The sequence below is a fragment of the Nostoc sp. DedSLP03 genome, from assembly GCF_034530815.1.
GTDB lineage: Bacteria > Cyanobacteriota > Cyanobacteriia > Cyanobacteriales > Nostocaceae > Nostoc.
Genome location: NZ_JAVRCK010000190.1, coordinates 1 through 4795, shown reverse-complemented (window position 1 = coordinate 4795; position 4795 = coordinate 1). Strand labels below are relative to the sequence as shown.

The 4795-nt window shown below is 36.6% G+C and carries 4 protein-coding genes and 1 pseudogene; all 5 read left to right on the top strand.

What is annotated here, in order from left to right; all coding sequences use genetic code 11:
* Window positions 1-142: 142 nt before the first annotated feature.
* The 5 genes and pseudogenes from RM368_RS37935 (at window position 143) to RM368_RS37915 (ending at window position 4769) form a co-directional block, all read left to right on the top strand.
* Complete coding sequence (locus RM368_RS37935; protein ID WP_322698838.1) at window positions 143-283, top strand: hypothetical protein; 141 nt, start codon at window positions 143-145, stop codon at window positions 281-283.
* A pseudogene (locus RM368_RS37930) lies at window positions 264-1424 on the top strand (TonB-dependent receptor); the annotation flags it as partial. The gene RM368_RS37935 and the pseudogene RM368_RS37930, both read left to right, overlap by 20 nt.
* A 35-nt stretch (window positions 1425-1459) precedes the next feature.
* A complete protein-coding gene (locus tag RM368_RS37925) occupies window positions 1460-2332 on the top strand; it encodes a (2Fe-2S) ferredoxin domain-containing protein (RefSeq protein ID WP_322698837.1) in 873 nt (290 codons plus the stop codon).
* Window positions 2333-2487: 155 nt separating this feature from the next.
* The gene (locus RM368_RS37920) at window positions 2488-3705 is read left to right on the top strand and encodes an ABC transporter substrate-binding protein (protein WP_322698836.1); all 1218 of its coding nucleotides are present in this window, start codon (window positions 2488-2490) and stop codon (window positions 3703-3705) included.
* A gap of 2 nt (window positions 3706-3707) precedes the next feature.
* Window positions 3708-4769: an iron ABC transporter permease gene (locus tag RM368_RS37915; RefSeq protein WP_322698835.1), complete on the top strand. Its 1062-nt coding sequence runs from the start codon at window positions 3708-3710 to the stop codon at window positions 4767-4769.
* Window positions 4770-4795: the final 26 nt, after the last annotated feature.

The following is a 4795-nucleotide window of genomic DNA, read 5'->3' as shown; positions in this document are numbered from 1 at the left end:
TGATTTCGCTTTTTTACTATTTGCTTATTCCGGAGAGTGACAGAAGAGGGATATATTAGCAATTGGTTACAACGCTTGGGTCGGTTATTTAGGAGGAGAACGTGGTGTCGTAATTTGCAGCACCAATTCTCCGCATTTAAGTATGGCTGGCGAAACATTTAAAGCGCATTTTATCGGGCGTAAAAATCTTGCAGCTTTCTTAAATGCTTGGTTAGCAGTACCCGATACAGTACTATTACAAAGACACTTCATGAATGCTTATATTCTCGAAGCGGTATTTTAACTCGTTGACGGATAGCGATCGCAAATACACAGATCAAGTTCTCACTGATTTAACCTGGAACTCAAAATTAGGAGGTGGAGATGATTCACTGCTAACAGCCAGAGTTTACGCAGATTTCCTCAACACTCGTTTTGATAGTCGCAATTCATCCCAAGCACGATATGATAACAGGCAAGCTTCTTATGGATTGCAAGCACAACACAGTTGGAAATTTGCTAATAATCAAACCCTAGTTTATGGCTTTGATTACCGCAATGTATCGGCTACTAATAGTACATTCGACTTTTCTGTTGATACAAAAACAGTCACTTACGACGATAGTATTAGTCAAGGAGCGATATTTGCTAGATATGAAATTAACTTTACCTCTAGTTTCACTGCCAACTTAGGTTTACGCCAGGATTTTAGCAGCTTGACAAATGGCTCTTTTACATCACCAAGTGTAGGAGCAAAATTTGCACTTACAGATTCTACTACCTTGAGAGCTAACTATATCAAAAATTTCCGTGCGCCGAATCTTTTCAGCTTATATGCCAATGGTGGTAGTTACGTTGGTAATCCTAATCTCCGTCCAGAGAAAGGCGATAGTTATGATATTGGAATTGACCAGAAGTTAGGCAATTTTGGTTTATTGCGCTTGACCTATTTTAACAACATAATATCAGATTTAATCGCCTATAACTTTGCTGTTCCAGTAGCTACTTATGAAAATATTGGTAAGGTTCGTACTACAGGAATCGAAGCAGTTTTAAATTTGCAGCTAGCGAATAATATCTACGCTTTTGTTAGTTATACAGCAAATGATCCCCGGATTTTGAAAAGTACAAACTCTGCCGAAGTTGATAAAGAGTTACGATTTGCGGGTGCAGACAGTTTAAACGCAGGACTTTCTTATGAAACTTCTCAAGGCTTATATGCTGGAATACTTATGCATTCTTTAGGTGCATATCCCATAAACAATACTAATACAGAATTTTTATCTGGTTATACTACTTTTGATTTCAAAATGCGAGTTTATCTAAGTAATACATTAGTATTAACAGGCAGTCTGGATAATATCTTTAACCAGAGATACCAATTATTTCCTGGTTATCCTGATGGAGGGAGGGTTTTTCAAGTTGGGTTGAGTTCTACGTTTTGAAGTCAAGAGTTTTTTCACGCAGAGAGGAGTTTTGAATGATTGAATTTAATTGTTGGGTAACTCCAGTAAATAAGGTTGTGATTGAGGCTTTATCTACGGGGGGGTCTATTGAATATGAATATTTTGATTCGAGTACCGATGTTTTGTCATCACTACTTTACACCTTATTTCAGCAGAATTGGCAGCAGGTAGGGGTAGGACATATTGTCCAAGGAGGTGTATTAGAATTAGAATTTAATGCTCCACCCAAAATTTGTATTCTCTATGATGGATATCTCACAGTAGTCGCAGAAGGCTGGCATTTACACCTATGTATAGAGGCTAATTTAGGTGGACCTCATTGTAAGACTCCTTTAGAATTAAGGCAACAACGTCAAGTAAATCGTGCTGCATTTTATCGACGGTTTAATGCAGAAGGTATCCCTAGAAGTTGGGGTATCGATTTTTGGAATGGTGCAGACGAAAACCTCATGACTATTTTCTTGCCAAATCCGTATGTAGAAGGTGAAAATTTATTACCAGAAGGCAAGCCTAATTTATCAAAGTTAGTTCTTTATGAGGAACTACGAGATATTTATGTATTGGGAAACCAGCCTATACCGTTTACTAAAAACCCCCTAAAACATTCTTATATCTCAGTTTGCACTTCTACTCGTTGTCTTCCTTCACGCAAATGGCAACCCACGTTTGATGCTTTAAAATCAGCAGTTGAAAATGCAGGTTTAGACATAGAAGTGAGAACATCTGGCTGTTTGGAAGTTTGCCAACAAGGGCCAGTTGTATTTTATTCTGATGATAGGACTTGGTACACTCGCGTTAACTCAAGTGTAGCTGAAACTATTGTGAATGAACATTTGGTAAAAGGTAACAAAGTTATTGAACATTGCTATCCACCAAATTCCGTATAACTTCTATTTTTAAAAATCTCACGCCAGACATAAAACAGATTTTATTTAGTTCATCTTCTTTTCTATTCTTCTGTAACTCTCTGCGGCTTTGCGCCACCCTGCGGGAAGCCGCAAAGCGTCTACTGCGTGAGAAAAATTCTATTTCCTCAAACCCCATGAAATTGGTAAAATATCATCACTTAAAACCCATTATTTTTTTATGCCAATTCTTCTTAATTGCCACTTTAATTATTGCTTGCCATAGTACAGCAATTAATACCTCTACAAATACCAATAATAACGGCTGTATTCAAAAATATGACTCCAATACTGATTACTTCCCTAATAAAATTAAGATTACTCATGCAACAGGCTTCGCAGTAGAGTATCATAAACACTACAAAATCGTCACTATAAAAAATCCTTGGCAGAATGCCAACACAAAGTTTCAATATGTTTTAGTCCAATGTGGAACTCCCACGCCAAAAGGATTTAATCAAGCACAGGTAATTACAGTTCCCATTAATTCCATAGTTTCTCTATCTACTACTCATTTACCCCACCTATCCAAGTTAGGTGTAGTTGATAAACTGATTGGTATTAGTAATAGTAAGCAAGTCAATACTCCTGATGTAGTCGAGAGAATCAAAGCCGGGAAATTAGCACAGGTAGGTGATAATTCCAATGTGGATATAGAGAAAGTACTAGAATTAAATCCTGACTTGGTAACAACTTTTGGGACTGGAAATTCCCAAACTGATAGTTACGCCAAACTCACAGAAGCAGGTTTGAAAGTGGGGATAAATTCTGAATATATGGAAGATACGCCATTGGGAAGAAGCGAATGGTTAAAATTTACGGCTCTGTTTTTTAATAAAGATGAGCAAGCAGAAAAAATATTTAGTGAAATTGCCAATAAATATGAACGAGTAGCTCAAAAAGCTAAAGCTGTAAAAAATCGTCCAACTATATTTGTTGGGTTCAATTTTAAAGGAACTTGGTATATGCCTGGGGGTAAAAGTTACGTAGCCAAATATCTAGCTGATGCAGGAGCAAATTATCTCTGGAGTGATGATAAATCCTCTGGTAGTTTACCTTTATCTTTTGAAGTTGTTTTAGAACGTGCAGCCAATGCTGACTACTGGTTAAATTTTAGTCAATCTTGGAAGAAATTAAAGGATTTAGTCGCAGAAGATAATCGCTATGCTGATTTTAAGGCTGTGAAAACAGGCAATCTTTACAATAATAATGCCCGTGTGAATGAAAGTGGAGGTAATGATTACTGGGAAAGCGGAATTAGTAACCCAGATATGGTTTTATCTGATTTGATTAAAATACTGCATCCAGAGATATTACCTAACCATCAGTTATTTTATTACCACAAAATTAGTTAATAATGTTAAGCAAAAAATATAAATTTAAAAATACCCTAATAATCCAAAAATCTCCGGTTTTCAAAACCATTATTTTTTTCATTATACTTATAAGTTTAATCTTGGCTTTTTTATTAGACTTGGCTTTAGGTTCAGTTGATATCCCTATTAATGAAGTAGTCAAAATTTTGCTAGGACTTGAAACAGAAAAAGTGACATGGATTCATATTATTCTCAAATTTCGCCTACCTAAAGCTTTAACTGCAACTTTAGCGGGTGCGGCTTTAGGTGTGAGTGGCTTACAAATGCAAACCCTATTTAAAAATCCCTTAGCGGGGCCTTTTGTATTGGGTATTAGTTCTGGTGCAAGTTTAGGTGTGGCGTTAGTTGTGCTGACAGCAAGTGCTACGACACCAACATTATTAGCCGATTTGGGAATAATTAGTGATTTTGGTTTAGTCATAGCAGCAAGTCTCGGCGCAGCATCAGTTTTAGGGATGATGTTAGTTGTTTCTCGCCGAGTGCAAGATACGATGACACTATTAATTTTAGGTTTATTGTTTGGCTATGCTACTAGTGCAATTGTTAGTATTTTGTTGCAATTTAGCTCAAAAGAACGCATTCAAAGTTATATCATGTGGACTTTTGGAAGTTTTGCTGGGGTGACTTGGAAACAGTTAGTTGTTTTAATTCCTGTGATACTTTTGAGTTTATTGGGAGCAGTCTTGCAATCAAAATCTTTGAATGCACTTTTACTTGGTGAATCTTATGCACGTAGTCTAGGTTTAACAGTGCAGAAAACTAGATTTTCTATTATTACCAGTGCATCTATATTGGCTGGAGCAATTACTGCTTTTTGTGGCCCCATCGCATTTTTAGGTGTAGCAATTCCTCATCTTTGTCGTAGTCTTTTTAATACTTCCGACCATCGAATATTAATCCCTAGTGTAACAATGATGGGTGCAATCTTAGCATTGTTTGCAGATTTGTTTTCTCAACTTGCGGTAAGTCAGATGGTTTTCAATACTGCTCGGTTAAGAGAAAATAGATGGTGGAATCAATACTGCTCGGTTAAGAGAAAATAGATGGTGGAATAAAGAATACTTTGTTC

What these genes read in the sequence shown, in the direction of transcription:
- RM368_RS37935 (WP_322698838.1), top strand. Translation starts at nt 143, where the DNA reads ATGGCTGGCGAAACATTTAAAGCGCATTTTATCGGGCGTAAAAATCTT.
- RM368_RS37925 (WP_322698837.1), top strand. Translation starts at nt 1,460, where the DNA reads ATGATTGAATTTAATTGTTGGGTAACTCCAGTAAATAAGGTTGTGATT.
- RM368_RS37920 (WP_322698836.1), top strand. Translation starts at nt 2,488, where the DNA reads ATGAAATTGGTAAAATATCATCACTTAAAACCCATTATTTTTTTATGC.
- RM368_RS37915 (WP_322698835.1), top strand. Translation starts at nt 3,708, where the DNA reads ATGTTAAGCAAAAAATATAAATTTAAAAATACCCTAATAATCCAAAAA.